19 protein-coding genes are annotated in these 18,141 nt (G+C 67.3%); 9 read left to right on the plus strand and 10 right to left on the minus strand.

Going from position 1 to position 18,141, the window contains the following annotated elements; all coding sequences use genetic code 11:
- Positions 1-30: 30 nt before the first annotated feature.
- From erpA to QFZ26_RS18005, 4 genes are all read left to right on the plus strand, one after another.
- A complete protein-coding gene (gene erpA / locus QFZ26_RS17990; RefSeq protein ID WP_307044567.1) occupies positions 31-381 on the plus strand; it encodes an iron-sulfur cluster insertion protein ErpA in 351 nt (116 codons plus the stop codon).
- Between the two features lie 201 nt (positions 382-582).
- Positions 583-1,485, plus strand: coding sequence for an aa3-type cytochrome oxidase subunit II (gene ctaC, locus QFZ26_RS17995; protein ID WP_307044568.1), 903 nt, complete (start codon positions 583-585; stop codon positions 1,483-1,485).
- Entirely contained in the window at positions 1,482-3,218 is a 1,737-nt protein-coding gene (gene ctaD, locus QFZ26_RS18000; RefSeq protein ID WP_307044569.1) for an aa3-type cytochrome oxidase subunit I, read from the plus strand. Before ctaC ends, ctaD begins: the two co-directional genes overlap by 4 nt.
- Positions 3,218-3,640 carry a cytochrome c oxidase subunit 4 gene (locus QFZ26_RS18005; protein WP_307044571.1) on the plus strand — a complete coding sequence of 141 codons (423 nt, stop codon included), beginning with the start codon at positions 3,218-3,220 and terminating at the stop codon, positions 3,638-3,640. The genes ctaD and QFZ26_RS18005 overlap by 1 nt, the downstream gene beginning before the upstream one ends.
- A gap of 82 nt (positions 3,641-3,722) precedes the next feature.
- Here the strand turns inward: QFZ26_RS18005 and QFZ26_RS18010 are convergent, their stop codons facing one another.
- From QFZ26_RS18010 to ctaE, 6 genes are all read right to left on the minus strand, one after another.
- The gene (locus QFZ26_RS18010) at positions 3,723-4,379 is read right to left on the minus strand and encodes a class I SAM-dependent methyltransferase (RefSeq protein WP_307044572.1); all 657 of its coding nucleotides are present in this window, start codon (positions 4,377-4,379) and stop codon (positions 3,723-3,725) included.
- A gap of 80 nt (positions 4,380-4,459) precedes the next feature.
- The gene (locus tag QFZ26_RS18015; RefSeq protein WP_307044574.1) at positions 4,460-5,314 is read right to left on the minus strand and encodes a putative RNA methyltransferase; all 855 of its coding nucleotides are present in this window, start codon (positions 5,312-5,314) and stop codon (positions 4,460-4,462) included.
- A 27-nt stretch (positions 5,315-5,341) separates the two neighbouring features.
- Positions 5,342-6,952, minus strand: coding sequence for a cytochrome bc1 complex cytochrome b subunit (gene qcrB / locus QFZ26_RS18020; RefSeq protein WP_307044576.1), 1,611 nt, complete (start codon positions 6,950-6,952; stop codon positions 5,342-5,344).
- A complete protein-coding gene (gene qcrA / locus QFZ26_RS18025) occupies positions 6,949-8,025 on the minus strand; it encodes a cytochrome bc1 complex Rieske iron-sulfur subunit (protein ID WP_307044578.1) in 1,077 nt (358 codons plus the stop codon). The genes qcrB and qcrA overlap by 4 nt, the downstream gene beginning before the upstream one ends.
- A 39-nt stretch (positions 8,026-8,064) precedes the next feature.
- Positions 8,065-8,859: a cytochrome bc1 complex diheme cytochrome c subunit gene (gene qcrC, locus QFZ26_RS18030; RefSeq protein ID WP_307044580.1), complete on the minus strand. Its 795-nt coding sequence runs from the start codon at positions 8,857-8,859 to the stop codon at positions 8,065-8,067.
- 48 nt (positions 8,860-8,907) lie between these two features.
- Positions 8,908-9,537, minus strand: coding sequence for an aa3-type cytochrome oxidase subunit III (gene ctaE / locus QFZ26_RS18035; RefSeq protein WP_307044581.1), 630 nt, complete (start codon positions 9,535-9,537; stop codon positions 8,908-8,910).
- A 138-nt stretch (positions 9,538-9,675) separates the two neighbouring features.
- On the opposite strand from ctaE, the gene trpD reads away from it, so the two are divergent.
- Positions 9,676-10,728 carry an anthranilate phosphoribosyltransferase gene (gene trpD, locus QFZ26_RS18040; protein ID WP_307044584.1) on the plus strand — a complete coding sequence of 351 codons (1,053 nt, stop codon included), beginning with the start codon at positions 9,676-9,678 and terminating at the stop codon, positions 10,726-10,728.
- A gap of 60 nt (positions 10,729-10,788) precedes the next feature.
- Here the strand turns inward: trpD and glpK are convergent, their stop codons facing one another.
- Complete coding sequence (gene glpK / locus QFZ26_RS18045; protein WP_307044587.1) at positions 10,789-12,303, minus strand: glycerol kinase GlpK; 1,515 nt, start codon at positions 12,301-12,303, stop codon at positions 10,789-10,791.
- A 113-nt stretch (positions 12,304-12,416) separates the two neighbouring features.
- Complete coding sequence (locus QFZ26_RS18050; protein ID WP_307044589.1) at positions 12,417-13,190, minus strand: MIP/aquaporin family protein; 774 nt, start codon at positions 13,188-13,190, stop codon at positions 12,417-12,419.
- A 218-nt stretch (positions 13,191-13,408) separates the two neighbouring features.
- Here QFZ26_RS18050 and dhaK point away from each other — a divergent pair, with 218 nt between their 5' ends.
- Genes dhaK through dhaM form a run of 3 tightly spaced genes read left to right on the plus strand, consistent with a single transcriptional unit; the run spans position 13,409 to position 15,829 of the window.
- The gene (gene dhaK / locus QFZ26_RS18055) at positions 13,409-14,410 is read left to right on the plus strand and encodes a dihydroxyacetone kinase subunit DhaK (protein WP_307045149.1); all 1,002 of its coding nucleotides are present in this window, start codon (positions 13,409-13,411) and stop codon (positions 14,408-14,410) included.
- Between the two features lie 17 nt (positions 14,411-14,427).
- The gene (dhaL, locus tag QFZ26_RS18060) at positions 14,428-15,075 is read left to right on the plus strand and encodes a dihydroxyacetone kinase subunit DhaL (RefSeq protein ID WP_307044590.1); all 648 of its coding nucleotides are present in this window, start codon (positions 14,428-14,430) and stop codon (positions 15,073-15,075) included.
- A 1-nt stretch (position 15,076) separates the two neighbouring features.
- A complete protein-coding gene (gene dhaM / locus QFZ26_RS18065) occupies positions 15,077-15,829 on the plus strand; it encodes a dihydroxyacetone kinase phosphoryl donor subunit DhaM (RefSeq protein WP_307044592.1) in 753 nt (250 codons plus the stop codon).
- Between the two features lie 13 nt (positions 15,830-15,842).
- On the opposite strand, the gene QFZ26_RS18070 is transcribed toward dhaM, so the two are convergent.
- Complete coding sequence (locus tag QFZ26_RS18070; protein WP_307044594.1) at positions 15,843-16,610, minus strand: SDR family NAD(P)-dependent oxidoreductase; 768 nt, start codon at positions 16,608-16,610, stop codon at positions 15,843-15,845.
- 84 nt (positions 16,611-16,694) lie between these two features.
- On the opposite strand from QFZ26_RS18070, the gene QFZ26_RS18075 reads away from it, so the two are divergent.
- On the plus strand, positions 16,695-17,024 hold the full coding sequence (locus QFZ26_RS18075; RefSeq protein ID WP_307044596.1) for a hypothetical protein: 330 nt from the start codon (positions 16,695-16,697) through the stop codon (positions 17,022-17,024).
- Between the two features lie 95 nt (positions 17,025-17,119).
- On the opposite strand, the gene QFZ26_RS18080 is transcribed toward QFZ26_RS18075, so the two are convergent.
- Positions 17,120-18,073 (minus strand): helix-turn-helix transcriptional regulator, encoded by a 954-nt coding sequence (locus QFZ26_RS18080; RefSeq protein WP_307044598.1) that lies wholly within the window; start codon positions 18,071-18,073, stop codon positions 17,120-17,122.
- Between the last annotated feature and the right edge of the window lie 68 nt (positions 18,074-18,141).

Genomic DNA, 18,141 nt, shown 5'->3' on the forward strand with positions numbered 1-18,141 from the left:
GTTCCGCGTACCTTTGCACCGAGGAGAGACATGAGCGACACGATCACCCAGACCGCGCACGGCGTGAAGCTGAGCGACCCCGCCGCCGACAAGGTGCGCAACCTGCTCGAGCAGGAGGGTCGCGACGACCTGCGCCTGCGCGTCGCTGTGCAGCCCGGCGGATGCTCCGGCCTGATCTACCAGCTCTACTTCGACGAGCGCCTCCTCGAGGGCGACGCGGTCGTCGACTACTCGGGCGTCGAGGTCGTCGTCGACAAGATGAGCGTGCCGTATCTCGACGGCGCCTCGATCGACTTCGAGGACACGATCCAGAAGCAGGGGTTCACGATCGACAACCCCAACGCCGAGGGCAGCTGCGCCTGCGGTGATTCGTTCCACTGAGTCGATCCGATCGACCACTCCGACGGGAGGCCGCTGTGGCGGCCTCCCGTCGTGGTTTCGGCCGATCGTCTGGGAAATCGGTGCACCGGCGCACCCGACACCGGCCTCCGGTGCACACCCGGGGGGTCGAGTCGGAGTAGGCTAGGCAGCGATCATTGCGCTTCACTGTGGAGCGCCTTCGAGTCTCCCGAAAGGTCACCGGTGCGCCACAATCGCCGTCTCCGATGGGCTGCTATCCCGATCGCAGCGTCGCTCAGCCTCGTCCTCGCAGGATGCACGCAGGCCCAGCTGAACGGGTTCCTCCCCGGATTCGTCGCGGGGGAGGCTCCGGTCACGAATCACACCGAGCGCGTCTCCGGCCTCTGGGTCACGTCGTGGATCGTCCTGCTCATCGTGGGTGTCATCACGTGGGGCCTCACGATCTGGGCCGTCATCGCCTACCGCCGCCGCAAGGGCCAGACCGGCCTGCCGGTGCAGCTGCGGTACAACATGCCGATCGAGGTGTTCTACACGATCATCCCGCTCATTCTGGTGCTCGGCTTCTTCGCCTTCACGGCCCGCGACCAGGCCGCGATCGAGGAACGTTTCGCTGAAGACCAGATCGACGTGCAGGTCGAGGTCATCGCGAAGCAGTGGGCCTGGGACTTCAACTACGTCAAGGAAGACGTGTACTCCCCAGGCATCCAGGGCCAGCTCTCCGACGAGGGCCCCAAGGGGTCGCTCGTGCAGTCCGAGCTCCCGACCCTCTACCTGCCGGTCGGCGCCAACGTCGAGATCGAGCTCGAGTCGCGCGACGTGATCCACTCTTTCTGGGTCGTCGACTTCCTCTACAAGAAGGACATGTTCCCGGGTAAGACCAACTACATGTCGTTCGTCCCCGAGCGCGAGGGAACCTACGCCGGCAAGTGCGCCGAGCTCTGCGGTGAATACCACTCGCTCATGCTCTTCAACGTCGAGGTCGTCTCGCAAGACGAGTACGACGAGTACATCGAGTCGCTTCGAGACCTGGGCCAGGAAGGCCAGCTGTCGAACGAGTACGACCGCAGACAGAACCTGCCCGGCACGGGCACCCCCGAACTGCAAGAGGAGCAGGAAGCCGAATGAGCACCACGACCGCACCGGCTCGCCCTCAGACGAGCAGCCTGCCGTTCGGCGCCTCGAAGGTCGAACGCAAGGGCAACATCCTCGTTCGGTGGATCACCTCCACCGACCACAAGGTCATCGGGTACCTCTACCTGATCACTGCCTTCATCTACTTCTGCATCGGCGGCGTGATGGCGCTGATCATTCGCGCGCAGCTGTTCGAGCCCGGCCTCGAGATCGTGCAGACGCGCGAGCAGTACAACCAGCTCTTCACGATGCACGGCACGATCATGCTGCTGATGTTCGCGACGCCGCTGTTCGCCGGCTTCGCCAACGTGCTCATGCCGCTGCAGATCGGCGCGCCCGATGTCGCATTCCCGCGACTGAACGCCTTCGCGTACTGGCTGTTCAACTTCGGCTCGCTCATGGCGGTGGCCGGCTTCTTCACGCCTCAGGGTGCGGCGTCGTTCGGGTGGTTCGCCTATCAACCACTCGCGTCGACCACGTTCTCGCCAGGCGTCGGCGGCAATCTCTGGATGCTCGGCCTCGCCCTCTCGGGCTTCGGCACCATTCTCGGCGCGGTGAACTTCATCACCACGATCATCACGATGCGGGCGCCGGGCATGACCATGTTCCGCATGCCGATCTTCACGTGGAACACCCTCGTCACGTCGATCCTCGTGCTCATGGCGTTCCCCGTGCTCGCGGCCGCCCTGCTCGCCGCCGGCGCCGACCGCATCTTCGGCGCGCACATCTACGACCCCGCCAACGGCGGCGTCATCCTGTGGCAGCACCTCTTCTGGTTCTTCGGGCACCCAGAGGTGTACATCATCGCACTGCCGTTCTTCGGCATCGTCTCCGAGATCTTCCCGGTGTTCAGCCGAAAGCCGATCTTCGGATACAAGACGCTGATCTACGCCACCATCGCGATCGCCGCACTGTCGGTCACCGTGTGGGCGCACCACATGTACGTCACCGGCTCGGTGCTGCTGCCGTTCTTCGCCCTGATGACGATGCTCATCGCGGTGCCGACGGGTGTGAAGATCTTCAACTGGATCGGCACGATGTGGCGCGGCTCCATCACATTCGAGACGCCGATCATCTGGGCATTGGGCTTCCTCATCACCTTCGTGTTCGGTGGTTTGACCGGTGTGATCCTCGCATCGCCGCCGCTCGACTTCCACGTGTCCGACACGTACTTCGTCGTCGCCCACTTCCACTACGTCGTCTTCGGCACCGTCGTCTTCGCGATGTTCGCCGGCTTCTACTTCTGGTGGCCGAAGTGGACCGGCAAGATGCTCAACGAGTCGCTCGGCAAGTGGCACTTCTGGCTGCTGTTCATCGGCTTCCACACGACGTTCCTGATCCAGCACTGGCTCGGCGTCGTCGCGATGCCCCGCCGCTACTACTCGTACCTGCCTGAAGACAACATCACTTGGATGAACCAGTTGTCGACGATCGGCGCCGGCATCCTGGCGCTCTCGATGATCCCGTTCCTCTTGAACGTCTACATCACGGCGCGTCGGGCTCCGAAGGTCACGGTCAACGACCCGTGGGGCTACGGCGGTTCCCTCGAATGGGCGACCAGCTGCCCGCCGCCGCGGCACAACTTCACGTCCATTCCGCGCATCCGCTCGGAGCGTCCGGCATTCGACCTGAACCACCCCGAAGCCGGAATCCCGGTCGGCATCGGACCGGCGAAGGACGCCCCGCAGGCGCCCACCTACGATGCCGCCACGGAGGAGATCAAGTAATGCGCGCCAACACCGTCCTCTTCTGGATCCTCGCCGCCTTCTTCGGATTCTCGGCTGCACTGTACGGCTTCTGGAGCTGGATCGACGACAGCGATCCCGGCATGGAGCCTGCCGGCACGGTCGCTCTCTCGCTCACGACGATCTTGGCCGCGTTCATCGCGTTCTATCTCGGACGCGTGCACAAGGCCCAGGGCGCGGAGCTTCCCGAAGACCGCCTCGACGCGAACATCGACGACGGTGACGCAGAGCTCGGCTTCTTCAGCCCGTGGAGCTGGTGGCCAATCCTGCTCGCCGGCTCCGCCGCGTTGCTCTTCCTCGGCCTCGCGATCGGATTCTGGATCGCGTACATCGCGGTCGCACTCGGGGTAATCAGCCTCGTCGGCTGGGTCTACGAGTACTACCGCGGCAATTTCGCCCGTTAGCCGACGCTGTTCGGCACCGCGACATCCCCGGCACATCGTGGCGGGGATTCGTCGTATCGGGGCATCGTTCGCAGAGTCGGTCTCAGCTTCGTGTTGCGCCCACGACGCACCAGATCAGCCCCCGGTGCCGGTACCGCGGTTCGAGCCCATGCCGGCGCAGCACCGCGACCATGGCCGCGGGTTCATGGACGAACCCGCGGTAACTCCGCCCTCGGAGGCGCAGCATGAGGTTGCCGGCGGCCACAGTCGCGCGTGAGAGCAATGATCGTGGCGGGTGGCTGAACACCACCATGTGGCGAGCACGATCGGCGGCGGCGCCGAGCAGACGTTCGGCATCCGGGTAGCAGCACACCACGCGGTGCAGGAGGACGACGTCGGCGTCGTCTACGGAGTCGGGCTCGCGCGCGAGGTCCACGCCAAGGATCCGGGTGACCCTGCCTGAGACACCAGCGTGCTCGACAAGCCTCCTAGCATCTGCCTCGTAAGCACTCGAGAGCTCCAGGTTGACCGTGCGCGATGCGCCGCGGGCGAGGAGTTCGCGCTGCAGTTCGCCGACGCCACCGCCGACCTCGAGCACTGACGCCCCAGCGATGCCGGTCGAGGTCACGTAGTCGACGATGCGCCGCTCGACCGGAGTGAGCCCATTTCGCCGGTAGCGACGCGCGACGCTTCGCGCGAACTCCTCATCGAAGACCTCGTCGTACCGGTCGGGATCATCGGGCCCGCAGCAGCTTGCCATGCGACCAGTATGAGACGTCCTCGCAGTCGACGCATGCAGCAAATGCCTTCGGCGCGCAGAACCGTTCCGATCCTGTCGTGTCAGCTGACGACGGAAGCGCGCTCGAATACCACAAGCTCGACGGATACCGTGACCGTTCGTGCGCCATCGGTGGTGCCGGTCGGAGAGAGCTCGGCGGCGTGATGTGCGGAAGGTCCCATGCCCGCGAGGAGGGCCCGGGTGGAGGCATCCGCCTCGATCGTGTACTCCACCGGTACGGTGGAGCGGGTGCCCAGCCCGGCGACGGCGAGTTGCTCGGCAACACGATCAGCCTTGCCGGTGGGCACGTCGAGCAGAGCGCCCTCGGCGCGAAGCTCATGCAAGTGCGCGTCGGTCGGCACGATGACGACCAGCCGGCCGTTCGGACGCAGGACTCGCGCGAACTCGGGCCCGTTGCGCGGGGCGAACACGTTGAGCGCAACGTCGACCACCGCGTCGCGCACTGGCAGCGGTCGCCAGATGTCGAGCACGACACCCGTGGCGTCGGGGTGCGCACGCAGGCTCGTGCGGACGGCATCGGGCGAGCGGTCGGCGAGGAGGAACGCCGCTTCCGGAAGCGCTCGAGCGAGCACCGCCGAGTAGTATCCCGTGCCGCATCCGAAGTCGGCGATTCGAAGCGGTGACCGCGCGCCGGTGGGCAGCGTTGCCTGCACCGCGTCGACGAGGGCCGCACCAATCGGAGCGTACGCGCCGCCCTCGAGCAGCGTGGCGCGAGCTGCGAGCATCTCCCGATCGTCACCGATCGTGCGCGGAGCACGAGGGGCGAGGAGGGTGAGGTAGCCGTGCTTCGCTCGATCGAAGCGGTGTCCGGCAGCGCACCCGTAGACACGAACGTCGATCTGGGTGAGATCGAGGAGACAGTTCGGGCACCGAAGCCAGGTCGAATCGATCGACATGGCCCGATGCCCGAATCCGTCAGTGTGTCAGTGGTGCGAGGAGTGGGACGCCTCGAGCTCGCCCTTGCTGACCGGCGCGATGCGGTCTTCGAAGAACCAACGCGACAGCGAGGCGCGAACGCGCTGGCCGACCGTGATCTTGCCACGCGAGTTCGGTCGGAGCATCAGCGGCTCGTAGTTCTCCTGGCTCACGAGCCTCCACCGCTCGAACTCGTCGAGGGGCTGGTGCACCTCGATGAACTCGCCGCCCGGCAGCTTCACGATGCGGCCGGACTCGTAGCCGTGCAACACGATCTCGCGGTCCTTCTTCTGCAGCGCGAGGCAGACGCGCTTCGTGATGAAGTAGGCGACGAACGGGCCGAGGACGACAAGCGCCTGCAGCGCCCAAGTGACGCCTTCGATCGTGAGGGTGAAGTGCGTCGCGAGGATGTCGGAGCTCGCCGCCGCCCAGAGCCCGGCGTAGAAGGTCACGCCCGCTGCACCGATGGCGGTGCGGGTCGGGGCGTTGCGCGGGCGGTCGGCGATGTGGTGCTCGCGCTTGTCGCCCTTGACCCACGCCTCGATGAACGGGTAGCTGACCACGAGGACGAGGAAGATGCCGATGGCGATGAGCGGTACGAGGATGTTGAACGACCAGGTGCGGTCGAACAGCACGAACTCCCAGCCCGGCGGGATGAGTCGCAGGGCGCCGTCGGCGAAGCCGATGTACCAGTCGGGCTGCGTTCCGGCAGAGACCGGTGACGGGTCGTACGGTCCGTAGTTCCAGATCGGGTTGATCGTGAAGAACGCCGCGATGACCGAGATCACGCCCCAGATGATGAAGAGAAAGCCGCCGGCCTTCGCCGCGTAGATCGGCAGGATGGGCGGGCCGACCGAGTTCGTGGGCTCACGTCCGGGCCCGGCGAACTGGGTGTGCTTGTGGATGAACACGTAGATCACGTGCACCCCGATGAGCGCGACCAGGAGCGCGGGCAGCAACAGGATGTGCAGCGAGTAGAGGCGGCCGACGATTTCGGTGCCGGGGAACTCACCGCCGAAGATCAGGAACGAGGTCCACGTGCCGATGATCGGAATGCCCTTGACGAGCCCATCGATGATGCGGAGTCCGTTGCCCGACAGCAGGTCGTCGGGAAGCGAGTAACCGGTGAACCCCTCGGCCAGAGCGAGGATGAAGATGATGAAGCCGAATACCCAGTTGATCTCGCGAGGCTTGCGGAAGGCACCCGTGAAGAACACGCGGAGCATGTGCAGGCCGATGGCCGCCACGAAGAGCAGGGCTCCCCAGTGGTGCATCTGTCGCACGAACAGCCCGCCGCGGACGTCGAACGAGATGTCGAGCGTCGACGCCATCGCCACCGACATCTCCACGCCCTTGAGCGGCACGTAGGAGCCGTCGTAGTGCACTTCGGCCATCGACGCCTGGAAGAAGAACGTCAGAAACGTGCCGGAGACCAGGATGACGATGAAGCTGAAGAGGGCGACCTCGCCGAGGAGGAACGACCAATGGTCGGGGAATGCCTTGCGGCCGAGTCCCTTGACCGCGACGGCGATGCCGGTGCGGTCATTGAGGTACTCGGATGCCCCCGCGGTGAACGAGCGCTTGACAGGCGCTGGTGATCGGGTCGATACGGTGCTCAATGGCGCTCCCAGAAGCTCGGGCCGACGGGTTCGGTGAAGTCGCTCTGCGCGATGAGGTAGCCCTCGTCGTCGACGGCGATCGGAAGCTGCGGCAGTGCACGCTTGGCCGGGCCGAAGATGACCTCGCAGTTGTTCGACACGTCGAACTGCGACTGGTGGCAGGGGCAGAGCAGGTGGTGGGTGTGCTGTTCGTAAAGCGCGACGGGGCATCCGACATGCGTGCAGATCTTCGAGTACGCCACGATGCCGTCGTACGCCCAGTCTTCACGGCCGGGTGCCGGGTTGAGCTCGCTCGGCTCGAGACGCATGAGCAGCACGGCCGCCTTGGCCTTCTCTTCGAGCCTGCCGTGCTCGAGCTCGGCGAGCCCTTCGGGGATGACGTGGAAGGCACTGCCGTTCGTGACGTCTGATGCCTTGATCGGGACGCCGGACGGGTCGAGCGCGAGGCGGGTTCCCTGCTTCCACATCGTGTGGCTGAGCATCTCGACCGGGTTCTCGTCTTGCGGCGCGAGGCCACGGAAGAGCACGACGGCCGGCAACGGGAACACGAGCAGCGCTCCGATGAGGCTGTTGCGGATAACCGTACGACGCGAGAAGCCGGACTCCTCGTCGGCCTGGCGGAACACCTCGACAGCGCCCTGCTGCGTGGTCGGGCTGGCGCTGATCGGGTGGCGCGTGTCGATGGACTCGGCCGAGGTCATGAGCGACTTGCCCCAGTGCACCGCTCCGAATCCGATGCCGAGGAGTGCAAGGGTGACGCCGATGCCGAAGAACATGTTGTTCAGGCGTACTGCGTCGACGTCGTTCGACTCGATCGGGAACAGCATGTACGCGGCGATCGCCCACACGCTGCCGAGGACCGAGAGGTAGAAGAGCGTGTACACCGTGCGCTGCGCCCGGTTCTCGCGCTTGGGGTCTTCATCGGTCACGCGAGGACGGTGCGGTTCGAAACCGGGGTTCTCGAACGCGTCGGACGGGATGACCGCCGTGCCGGTCGCGCCGGCGAAATCGTGCGCGGCGTGCGACGAGTCGGCAGCGGCGAGCTCAGCGCCGCTGTGGTCGTCCTGTGCCATGGTTCTCCTTCTTCAGCTATTTCGGTGCCGGGGCGAGGGCTAGTTGGACTTCGCCGTGATCCACACGGTGATCGCGACGATGGCGCCGAGACCGAAGATCCAGATGAACAGTCCCTCTGCGACCGGCCCGAGCGAGCCGAGTTCGAAACCGCCGGGCGAGCGGTTGTCTTGGACGTACTGCAGGTACGTGATGATGTCGCGCTTGTCTTCGGGCGAGATGTTCAGGTCGTTGAACACCGGCATGTTCTGCGGACCCGTGACCATGGCCTCGTAGATGTGGACGCCTGAGACGTCGGTGAGCGGGGGAGCGAACTTGCCCTCGGTGAGCGCACCACCCGCGCCGGCGACGTTGTGGCACATCGCGCAGTTGATGCGGAACAGCTCAGCGCCGTTCGCCGCGTCGCCCCCGCCGTTCACCAGGTGGTCGTCGGGGATGTCGGGGCCGGGCCCCAGCGATGCGACGTAGTACGCGAGCTGCTTGACCTGCTCATCGGTGAACTGCGGCGGCTTCTGCGCCGCCTGCGGACCCTGCATCTGCATCGGCATGCGGCCGGTGCCGACCTGGAAGTCGACGGATGCGGCGCCGACGCCGATCAGGCTCGGGCCCGTGTTGGTGCCCTGCGCGTCGAGGCCGTGGCACGTCGCACAGTTGGCCGCGAAGAGCTTCTGGCCCTCTTCGATGGTCTCTTGCGAGTTCGCGTCGACCTCGGCCTGCGCGACGGTGCCACTGCTCAGTGCCGCATAGGCGCCGCCGGTGAAGACGAGGCCGAGCGCGAGGAGCGCAACGGTGGCGAGCGGGTGTCGGCGTCCGGTGCGTCGCTTCGTGCGGGTCATGGGGTTCTTCCTGTTCACGGACATACTGTGCTGACGCTCCCGGGCGGCTTACTTGAGGACGTAGATGACGAGGAACAGGCCGATCCACACCACGTCGACGAAGTGCCAGTAGTACGAGACGACGATCGCGCTCGTCGCCTCGCGGTGGCCGAAGTTCTTGACCGCGAAGACGCGGCCGATGACGAACAGGAAGGCGAGGAGACCGCCGGTGACGTGCAGGCCGTGGAAGCCGGTGGTGAGGTAGAACGCGGAGCCGTAGGAATTCGAGTCGAGCGCGATGCCCTCGGATACGAGCGTGGCGTACTCCCAGACCTGGCCCGCGACGAAGACGGCGCCCATGGCGTAGGTGAGGAAGAACCACTCGACCATGCCCCACTGGGTCGGCTTCCAGCCGGTGGCATAGGGCTGCAGGCGCTCGGCGGCGAACACGCCGAACTGGCAGGTGAACGACGACAGCACGAGGATGATCGTGTTCGTCAGCGAGAACGGGAAGTTGAGGCGATCAGCCTCGAATGCCCACAATTCGGGCGACATCGACCGAAGCGTGAAGTAGATCGCGAAGAGCCCCGCGAAGAACATGACCTCACTGCCGAGCCAGACGATGGTGCCCACCGCGATGGTGTTCGGTCGGTTGATCACGGGCGCGCTCGCCTGAGGAGTGATTACGGTGCTCGTCACCCTCCCATTATGGCCGAAACCACGCGTGAGTTTTCGTCATCCGGGAGAGCTGTGTCGACGTCGAGAGGTAAGGCAAGCCTAAATTACGTTGCGTGAAGCCCGGGAATCCGCCGTGAATCGGGCCGATAGGATCGACGCATGCCCGCCCACCAGAACTGGCCCGAGATCCTGAACTCCCTGCTCCTGGGCGAAGACCTGAGCGTTTCGGATGCCGCCTGGTGCATGGAACAGGTCATGACGGGCTCCGCCACCGAGGCCCAGCTCGCCGCGTTCCTCGTCGCGCTGCGCATGAAGGGGGAGACGGTCGACGAGATCGTCGGCTTCCGCGACGCGGTCCTCGAGCACGCGATCCCGCTCGATGTCGATCCGATGGGGCTCGACATCGTCGGCACGGGAGGCGACCGCTTCGGCACGGTCAACGTGTCGACCATGGCGTCGATCGTCGCCGCGGCATCCGGTGTGCCCGTCATCAAGCACGGGAACCGTGCCGCGAGCTCGTCTTCGGGCTCGTCCGACGTGCTCGCGGCGCTCGGGATCGACCTCGCGCTCCCGGCCGAGCGGGTCGCGGCGGTGCTCGGCGAGACCGGCATCACGTTCGCCTACGCCGCGGCCTTCCACCCCGGCTTCCGGCATGCGGGTGCGGTCCGCGCGCAACTCGGCGTGCCGACGGTGTTCAACTTCCTCGGCCCGCTCTGCAATCCGGCCCGCCCCGAGGCATCCGCAGTCGGCGTCGCGCACCTCGACCGCGTGCCGCTCATCGTCGGCGTGTTCCAGACGCGTGGCGCGACCGCCCTCGTCTTCCGTGGCGACGACGGGCTCGACGAGCTTACGACGACCGGCCACAGCCACGTCTGGGAGGTCTCGCGCGGCACGGTGAAGGAGCACGACCTCGATCCGCGCGACCTCGGCATCGCACGCGCCACGATCGACGACCTGGCCGGTGGCGATGCCCTCCACAACGCGCAGATCGTGCACCGGGTGCTGGGAGGCGAATCCGGACCGGTCCGCGACATCGTCGTCCTCAACGCCGCCGCGGGGCTCGTCTCCTTCGAGCTCGCGAAGGATCCGGGTCAGGTGCAGCGCCTGATCCTCGATCGCTTCCGCGACAAGATGGCCGTCGCCGAAGAGGCCATCGACAGTGGTGCCGCGGCTCGCAAGCTCGATGAATGGGTCGTCGCGACGAAGGCGTGACCGTTCGGTGACGCGACTGAGGGCCCCGCGGCATCCGCGGGGCCCTCGTTCACCTGTACATCACCTCACGTCTTCGTCTACCCAATCGAAGGTCTTCGAAACCGCCTTCTTCCAGAGGCGGAGCTGGCGGTCACGCTCGTCGGGATCCATCTTGGGCTCCCAGCGCGAGTCCTCCTGCCAGTTCGCACGCAACTCGTCGAGGTCGGACCAGAAGCCGACTGCCAGTCCGGCCGCGTAGGCGGCGCCCAGCGCGGTGGTCTCGGCGACCACCGGACGCACGACGGGCACGCCGAGGATGTCGGCCTGGAACTGCATGAGCGTGTTGTTCGCGATCATGCCGCCATCGACCTTCAGCTCGGTGAGGTCCACGCCCGAGTCGGCGTTGACGGCGTCGAGCACCTCACGAGTCTGGAACGCGGTGGCCTCGAGGGCCGCGCGGGCGATGTGGCCCCGGTTCACGTAGCGGGTGAGTCCGACCAGCGCACCGCGTGCGTCGGAACGCCAGTACGGCGCGAACAGGCCGGAGAAGGCGGGTACGAAGTACGCACCGCCGTTGTCGTCGACCGTCTTGGCGAGTTCCTCGATCTCGGGCGCGCTCGAGATCAGCCCGAGGTTGTCGCGCAGCCACTGGATGAGCGACCCCGTGACGGCGATCGACCCCTCCAGCGCGTAGTGCGCGGGCTGATCGCCGAGCTTGTAGCCCAGCGTCGTGAGCAGCCCGTTCTTCGAGTGCACGATCTCGGTGTCGGTGTTGAAGATCAGGAAGTTTCCGGTGCCGTACGTGTTCTTCGACTCGCCTGCATCGAACGCAGCCTGGCCGAAGGTCGCGGCCTGCTGGTCGCCGAGGATGCCGGCGACGGGCACCTCGCGGAGCAGGCTCGACGACTCCACCGTGCCGTAGACCTCGGATGACGAGCGGATCTCGGGCATCATCGACCGCGGCACGCCGAACGCCGCGAGGATGTCGTCGCGCCAGCTGAGGGTCTCGAGGTCCATGAACATCGTGCGGCTCGCGTTCGTGACATCCGTCGCGTGCACGCCGCCATCAGTACCACCGGTGAGGTTCCACAGCACCCAGCTGTCGGTCGTGCCGAACATGAGGTCGCCCGCCTCGGCACGCGCGCGCGCACCCTCGACGTTCTCGAGGATCCACACGATCTTGGTACCCGAGAAATACGTGGCCAGTGGGAGCCCGACGTCCTGCTTGAACCGCTCGACGCCGCCGTCGGCCGCGAGGCGATCGACGATCGGCTGCGTGCGGGTGTCCTGCCACACGATGGCGTTGTAGACGGGCTCGCCGGTGTTCTTGTCCCACACGACGGCCGTCTCGCGCTGGTTCGTGATGCCGACCGCAGCGATATCGTGCCGGGTGAGGTCGGCTTTCCCGAGCGCCTGGCCGATGACCTCTCGTGTGTTCCGCCAGATCTCCATCGGGTCGTGCTCGACCCAGCCGGCCTTCGGGAAGATCTGCTCGTGCTCCAGTTGACCAGTCGCGACGATCGAACCCTTCTTGTCGAAGATGATCGAGCGGCTGCTCGTCGTTCCCTGGTCGATCGCCAGGATGTAGTCGGCCATGACTTCCTCTCAATGTTGCTGATGCGCCGCCAAACGTCGGAGGTGGGCGGGCGCGCGTCTGCATGCGCGAATGAAGGCGGGGCCGGTCCGGGAGGACCGGCCCCGCCGCGTGGTCAGGTGATGATGGGCAGGAGCGGAATGGCCACCCACCCGGCGAGCAGCCCGCCGATGACCGGGCCGACGACCGGCACCCACGAATACGACCAGTCGCTGGCGCCCTTGCCCCTGATCGGGAGAATGGCGTGCGCGATGCGAGGGCCGAGGTCGCGAGCGGGGTTGATGGCGTACCCGGTCGGACCACCGAGGGACACGCCGATACCGATCACGAGGAGTGCGACCGGCAGGGCGCCGAGGGCGGCGAGGCCGGATGTATCCCCGTTGCGCCCGAAGCCGATGACGACGAACACGAGCACGAACGTGCCGATGATCTCGGTCACGAGGTTCCAGGCGTAGTTGCGGATGCCGGGGCCCGTCGAGAAGGTGCCGAGCTTCGGAGCCGGATCGGGCTCCTGGTCGAAGTGCTGTTTGTAGGCCAGCCAGACGATGACGGCGCCGATGATGGCTCCGAGCAACTGGGCACCGATGTACGCGAGCACCGACATGACGTTCACTGGGACAGTCACATCGGCGGCAGTGTTGCCGAACTCCGTCGCACCGTTGGCGACGAGTCCGAGCGTCACCGCCGGGTTGATGTGCGCGCCTGAGGCGTACGCGACGATGACGCCGGCGAAGACCGCGAAGCCCCAGCCGAACGTCACCATGAGGAACCCGCCGCCGAAGCCCTTGGTTTTGGCAAGGGCGACGTTGGCCACGACACCGCATCCGAGCAGCACGAGCATTGCCGTGCCCACTAGTTCGGAGAGGAACAATATTCCGAGATTGTCCACGTCGACCTTCCATCCTTTTCGCTTGGCCCGAGGGCTTCGCCCGGGGGCGGAACACTGCCCACCATACTCAGACCGTGCATTCCGGGGAATGGGGGCGCTGGATTTCGCGAAACACCCTTACGACGGCGGTGTCCGGGGGCGTAGGTTGACTCGGGAGTGCTGCGTCGGCGCCGATGCACAGTCGCGGGGCGTGCGGCAGCCATGGTGAAGGGATGCTCGTGAAGAAGATCATCAACGATCCGAAGCGCGTCGTCGACGAGTCGGTCGCGGGGTTCGGACTCGCTCACGCCGACCTCGTCCGCGTCGAGGTCGATCCGATCCACATCGTGCGCGCCGATGCCCCGGTCTCGGGCAAGGTCGGTCTCGTCAGCGGGGGCGGCAGCGGGCACGAGCCGCTGCACGCGGGGTTCGTCGGCTTCGGCATGCTGGACGCTGCAGTGCCGGGCGCGGTCTTCACCTCGCCCACGCCCGACCCGATCCTCGCCGCCACGAAGGCAGTCGACGGCGGAGCCGGCGTGCTCCACATCGTCAAGAACTACACCGGTGACGTGCTGAACTTCGAGACCGCGGCCGATCTCGCCGCGGCCGAGGGAATCGAGGTCCGCGCCGTCGTGACCAATGACGACGTCGCCGTCAAGGACTCGCTGTACACCGCGGGCCGCCGGGGTGTCGCGGGCACCGTGCTCGTGGAGAAGATCGCGGGCGCCGCCGCCGAGCGTGGCGACACGCTCGAGGGCGTCGCAGCCATCGCCGAGCGCGTGAACGCGAATGCGCGCTCGATGGGCCTCGCCCTCACCCCGTGCATCGTGCCGCACGCCGGTGAGCCGAGCTTCACCCTTGCCGAAGACGAGATCGAGATCGGCATCGGCATCCACGGCGAACCCGGTCGCGAGCGCGTCAAGCTCGAACCCGCCGATCAGCTCGTCGACCGACTGCTCGAACCGATCCTCGAAGACCTTCCCTACTCGCAGGGCGAGCGCGCACTCCTGTTCGTGAACGGCATGGGCGGCACCCCGCTCGTCGAGCTCTACGTCGCGTACCGCCGCGCTGCCGAGTTGCTCGGCGAACGCGACATCGTGATCGAGCGCTCACTCGTCGGCAACTACATCACGTCCCTCGAGATGCAGGGGATGTCGATCACCCTGCTGAAGCTCGACGACGAGATGATCGAACTGTGGGATGCCCCGGTGCAGACGGCTGCACTCCGATGGGGTCGTTGAGGAAGCGGGGCACGCCGGTGGGATTGGACATCACCTGGGCTGTGGACTGGGTCAGGCAGAGCGCACAGGTCATCTCCGAGCATCGGGTCGAGCTCCTGACGCTCGACCGCGAGATCGGCGACGGCGACCACGGCGAGAACATGGACCGCGGGTTCCAGGCGGTGCTGCCGAAGCTCGACGACCTGTCCGCCGGCTCCACGCCGGGCGACGTCCTGAAACTCGTCGCCACGACGCTCATCTCGACGGTCGGCGGTGCGGCGGGTCCGCTCTACGGCACTGCGTACCTCAAGGCTGCGGCGGCAGCGGGTGATGCCGTCGCGCTCGACGGCCCGGCGATCGCCGCGATCCTCGCCGCCGGACGCGACGGCGTCGTCGCTCGCGGCAAGGCCGAATCGGGCGACAAGACGATGGTCGATGCATGGACCCCGGCTGTGGAGGCCGCGGAGGCCGCCGCCGCAGATGGCATGGATGCCGCCGGTGTGCTTGCCGCTGCGGCGACCGCCGCGGAGGCCGGCGCAGTGGCGACCGAGCCGCTCATCGCCCGCAAGGGCCGAGCCAGTTACCTCGGCGAGCGCTCGGTGGGCCATCGCGATCCGGGCGCCGAGTCGAGCGCGCTGCTGCTCCGGGCCGCTGCCGACACGGCGGCGGCCGCGGCAGGAGCCTGAGGTGTCAGCTGCGCACCGCATCGGCATCGTCTTCGTCTCGCACTCCCGCGACATCGCCGCTGGGCTCGTCGAGCTCGCCAGGCAGATGGCCCCGTCGGTCGCACTCGTCGCCGCGGGAGGAACCGACGACGGGCGCATCGGCACGAGCTTCGACCGCGTGACGGCCGGCATCTCCGAGGCGGACTCGGGCGCCGGCGTCGTCGTGCTGTGCGATCTGGGCTCGGCGATCCTCACCGCCGAGACCGCCCTCGAGTTCCTCGATGACGATCTTCGGGACCGCGTGCGCATCGTCGATGCTCCGCTCGTCGAGGGCGGCGTCGCCGCCGCCGTCGCGGCCGAGGCCGGCGACCCTCTCGACGTGGTGGTCGCGGCGGCGGAGTCCGCGCGCGGATCCCACGATGCGGAGGTCGGTGCTGGTTCCGGCCCGGAGACGCCGGTCGCCACCGCTAGCGCCGCCGCGGCAGGCGCGTCCGCCGCGGGCGCGGGCGCCGGGGCATCCGGATACGCCCGGACCGTCACGCTCATCAACCCCGACGGCCTCCACGCGCGACCGGCCGCGGAGCTGGTCAAGCTCGCGAGCACCTTCCCGCAGAAGATCACCGTCAACGGCACCGACGCGAAGAGCCTCCTGGGCATCATGTCACTCGGGCTCACGAAGGGTGCCGAGGTCGAGATCGCGAGCGCTGATTCCGAGGGGAGCGCCGCGGTCGACGCGCTCGCGGAACTCGCTCTGTCGGGATTCGGTGAGGCGTAGCCCGCCCCGCGCGTCAGTTGCCGCCGGCCACCCGGATCTCAGCCCCCGTCGTGTAGCTCGCATCGGCCGAGAAGAGGTAGGCGACGGCACCCGCGATCTCGTGCGGCTCGCCGGGACGGCGCATCGGGATGCGCGGAGCCCGTTCGTCGGGCGCGTTCGGCCGTCCGGCCTCGGCGTGGATCTCGGTTCGGGTGGTCCCAGGCGAGACGGTGTTCACCCGTACGCCCACCGGACCGAACTCCTTGGAGGCGCCCGTGGTGAGGGCATTGAGCGCCGCCTTGCTCATGGCATAGGGGATGTAGGTGTCTGGTGCCCCGCTGTGCGCGGCCCCAGACGAGATGTTGACGATGGAGCCGCCCGCACCGCCGCGATCGACCGCCATGTGCGCGATCGCCGCGCGAGTCAGCACGATCGGGGCGAGCACGTTGACCCGGAAGAGTCGCTCCGACTCGTCGATCGGGGCGTCGAGGAATCCGCCGATCCGTCCGGTGACACCAGCGTTGTTGACGAGGCCGGTGACGCGGCCGAACTCCGCGATCGATGACGGCACGACGGTCGCCGCCGCGTCGAGGTCGGCCAGATCCACCTGCAGGAGCAGCACGCGGGATCCCGACGCCTCGCATCGACGGGCGACCGCGTCGGCCTCATGGCGGCGGGCGCGGTACGTGATGACCAGGTCGTGGCCGTCGATGGCGAGCCGTTCGGCAATCGCCGCGCCGATGCCACGGCTGGCGCCCGTGATGATCGTGACCGGTCGTGCTGGAGCATCCGTCTGCGTCATGGTGCCAGCCTACGGTCGCCGGATTGCAGGCCCAAGGTGCACCGGCACTGGCGCCGAGGGGATCGCAGGCGTAGCATCTCGCCCATGGCACGCGACACGGCGAGCCGCCCCGCAGGCAACGCCTTCACGCACTTCTTCGACCGGGTCGACCGGGCGATGCGGCCGATCTTCGGCCCGCCGCCGGTCACCGCCGAAGAGGAGCAGCCTCGGACCTCCGATGACGCCGCATGCCCGATCTGCGGCCACCCGATGTTCGAGCACGTGATCGACCACTCGACGTCGAACACGGTGTTGATCTGCCCGACCGACGAACGGCTCCCTGAGCGAGACGTCGTCGGTCCGTACAACGAACTCGGGATGCCGGCGAGCGGTCGGCGCCTCGAGAAGTACGAAGAACGCAGCGCGGGGGGCTGAACGGGTATCAGTTCGCCGACGTGGACGCGCCGGCGACGATGGGTCGTGCCCGGCGACTGCCACACGGCAGCCGACCGCGGGCTCGGCCAGCGGGCTCACGATGACGTCGCGGAATTCCGGGCGACGAGCGCGTCGCCGAGACGACGCAGTTCGGCGCGCAGGGAGCTCGGTTCGACGACCTCGAGGTATTCGGCCCAGCCGGCGAGGCCGCGCGCCAGCAGTTGCTCAGTGGGCGCCGTCACCCGCACTCGCGACCGCATCTCGTCGAGCTGTTCATCGGCGACGGCGCGCTGGCCGAACTGCGTCTGCAGCAACGGCACGATGCCGGAGTCGGCGATCACGGTCGCCGAGGCGCTTGCGCGCTGCCGATCGACCTGCGCGGTGACGCGTTCCCAGAGCTCCACGAGGTCGAGGCCGTCGGGGCGGGTCGCGGCCTCGTCGATGACCTCGACCTCGACCATGCGGTCGACGCGATAGGTGCGCTCCGCGCCATCGACCGCACCGAGCAGGTACCAACGACCCTGCTTGTGCACGAGGCCCCATGGATCGACGACTCGATCGGCGGGTTCGCGGTTCCAGGCGGCGTACCGCATGCGCATGCGGCGCCGTTCGACGACCGCCGACTGCACCTGGGGGAGCAGCGCCGGCGACTCCTGCTTCGGGCGCCCCCACTCACCGGCATCGATGACGACCGCGTCGGCGGCCGCGCGGGCGTCGGTGCGGAACGTCTCGGGAAGCGCCCGCACGAGCTTGCGGAGCGCGGCCTTGGCATCGGGATCGACGGATGCCGCGGGGCCGACGAGCAGGAACAGCGCGCGCGCCTCGCTCGCCGAGAGCCCGCTGAGGTCGGTGCGGGCGCCCCCGAGCAATTGCCATCCGCCACCGCGGCCCGCCTGCGGATAGATGGGGATGCCGGCTGCTGACAGCGCCTCGAGGTCGCGACGGGCGGTGGCGACCGACACTTCGAGCTCGTCGGCGAGCTGCGCTGCGGTGACTCGTCCCCGCGCCTGCAGGGTCAGCAGGGTGGCCACGAGACGATCTGCGCGCATGTTTTCCATTCTCGCCGGAAAAGTAGTCAGAAGGTGAGCACTTCTGTGTTCCAGACTGGATCCATCAA

It is taken from the genome of Agromyces ramosus (assembly GCF_030817175.1).
GTDB lineage: Bacteria > Actinomycetota > Actinomycetes > Actinomycetales > Microbacteriaceae > Agromyces > Agromyces ramosus_A.